Raw genomic sequence first — 2,478 nt, 5'->3', positions numbered from 1 at the left:
AATTACTGCCTGATACACCGCATTCGCGAGCAAGCCCGCTCCCACATTTGATCTCCAACAGTCTCAAATTCGGGACAAAACTTGAGAACGCTCTCACAGATCAAGAATTTATCTATATATTTCAATAAGTTAATAACTTGGCACACATCTCGCTAAAGCCCCTCCCCACCGCCTCACCCCCACAAAAATAACAATCAGATGGAGACACACCATGAGTGTGATCATTGCCCTCGCCGCCCTGGCGCTGCTGATGCTGGCCGCCTACCGTGGCTACAGCGTCATCCTGTTCGCCCCCATCGCCGCCCTCGGCGCCGTGCTGCTCACCGACCCTTCCGCCGTCGCTCCCGCGTTCACCGGGGTGTTCATGGAGAAAATGGTCGGCTTCCTCAAGCTGTATTTCCCGGTATTCCTGCTCGGCGCGGTGTTCGGCAAGCTGATTGAAATCTCTGGCTTCTCGCGCTCCATCGTCGCCGCCGCGATTCAGTTGCTCGGCACCCGCCAGGCGATGCTGGTGATCGTGCTGGTGTGCGCCCTGCTGACCTACGGCGGCGTGTCGCTGTTCGTGGTGGTGTTCGCGGTGTACCCGTTTGCGGCCGAGATGTTCCGCCAAAGCAATATCCCCAAGCGCCTGCTGCCGGCGACCATCGCCCTCGGCGCGTTCTCGTTCACCATGGACGCCTTGCCCGGCACGCCGCAGATCCAGAACATCATCCCCAGCACCTTTTTCAACACCACCGCCTGGGCCGCGCCGTGGCTGGGGCTGATCGGCACGATCTTCGTGTTCTGCGCCGGCATGCTGTACCTGGCCCGCCAGCGCAACAAGGCCCAGCGCGCCGGTGAAGGCTATGGGACCGAGCTGCGCAACGAGCCGGAAACCGCCGAAGACATCAAGCTGCCCAACCCTTGGATCGCGCTGTCGCCGCTGCTGCTGGTGGGCATCATGAACCTGCTGTTCACCCACTGGATTCCGCTGTGGTACGGCAAGACCCACACCCTCAGCCTGCCGGGCATGAGCGCGCCGGTGCAGACCGAAGTCGCCAAGCTCACGGCAATCTGGGCGGTGCAGGCGGCGTTGCTGGTGGGGATTATCGTGGTGCTGGTGTTCGGCTTCTCGGCGATTCGCAGCAAGCTCGCCGAGGGCAGCAAGAGCGCGGTCAGCGGCGCACTGCTGGCGGCGATGAACACCGCTTCGGAATACGGTTTTGGTGCGGTGATCGCCTCGCTGCCGGGCTTCCTGGTGCTGGCGGACTGGCTCAAGGGCATTCCCAACCCACTGGTCAACGAAGCGATTACCGTGACCCTGCTGGCCGGCATCACCGGTTCCGCCTCGGGCGGCATGAGCATCGCGCTGGCGGCCATGTCGGAGAGCTTTATTTCAGCGGCCCATGCGGCCAATATCCCCCTTGAAGTACTGCACCGGGTCGCGGCCATGGCCAGCGGCGGCATGGACACCCTGCCCCACAACGGCGCCGTGATCACGCTGCTGGCGGTCACCGGGCTGACCCACCGCGAAGCCTATAAAGATATTTTCGGCATCACGATCATCAAGACCCTCGCGGTGTTCGTGGTGATTGGTACTTTCTACGCCACCGGCATTGTGTGAGGTTGATATGACGACATTGAACGGCAAGACCGCCCTGGTCACCGGCTCCACCAGCGGCATCGGCCTGGGCATCGCCCTGAGCCTGGCCAAGGCCGGCGCCAACCTGATCCTCAACGGCTTCGGCGATGCCAGCGCGGTGATCGCCCAGGTGCAGGCCTTCGGCGGCAAGGTCGGGCATCATCCGGCCGACGTCAGCGACCCGGCGCAGATCGCCGAGATGATCGCCTACGCCGAGCGCGAGTTTGGCGGCATCGACATTCTGGTGAACAACGCCGGGATCCAGCATGTGGCGCCGGTGGACGAATTCCCGGTGGAGCGCTGGGATTCGATCATTGCGATCAACCTGTCGTCGGTGTTCCACAGCACGCGTTTGAGCCTGCCGGGCATGAAAGCCAAGGGTTGGGGACGGATCGTCAATATCGCCTCGGTGCATGGGCTGGTGGGTTCGGTGGGCAAGGCGGCTTACGTCGCTGCCAAGCACGGGGTGATCGGGCTGACCAAGGTGGTGGGCCTGGAAACCGCCCAGAGTAATGTCACCTGCAATGCCATCTGCCCGGGCTGGGTGCTGACGCCGCTGGTGCAGAAGCAGATTGATGACCGCATTGCCAGCGGGGTTGACCCGCAGCAGGCGCAGCAGGATTTGCTGGCGGAGAAGCAGCCGTCGCTGGAGTTCGTGACACCGCCGCAATTGGGGGAGCTGGTGCTGTTCCTGTGCAGCGAAGCCGGCAGCCAGGTGCGGGGCGCGGCGTGGAATATCGACGGTGGCTGGCTGGCCCAGTAAACGACGATTCCCAAGACACCGCAGCTCAAATGTGGGAGCGGGCTTGCTCGCGAATGCGGTGTATCAGTTGACACATCTGGAACTGACCCACCGC

The 2,478-nt window shown here is 62.7% G+C and carries 2 protein-coding genes; both read left to right on the top strand.

The features are described 5' to 3' along the window. The first annotated feature begins 211 nt into the window (after positions 1-211). Positions 212-1,603, top strand: a complete 1,392-nt coding sequence (locus ACW9I6_RS32015) for a GntP family permease (RefSeq protein ID WP_102369337.1) — start codon at positions 212-214, stop codon at positions 1,601-1,603. Positions 1,604-1,610: 7 nt separating this feature from the next. Further along, positions 1,611-2,384 (top strand): 3-hydroxybutyrate dehydrogenase, encoded by a 774-nt coding sequence (locus ACW9I6_RS32010; RefSeq protein WP_008436986.1) that lies wholly within the window; start codon positions 1,611-1,613, stop codon positions 2,382-2,384. Positions 2,385-2,478: the final 94 nt, after the last annotated feature.

It is taken from the genome of Pseudomonas sp. SDO5522_S412, from assembly GCF_054071215.1.
This window is presented reverse-complemented; position numbering and strand designations above follow the sequence as displayed.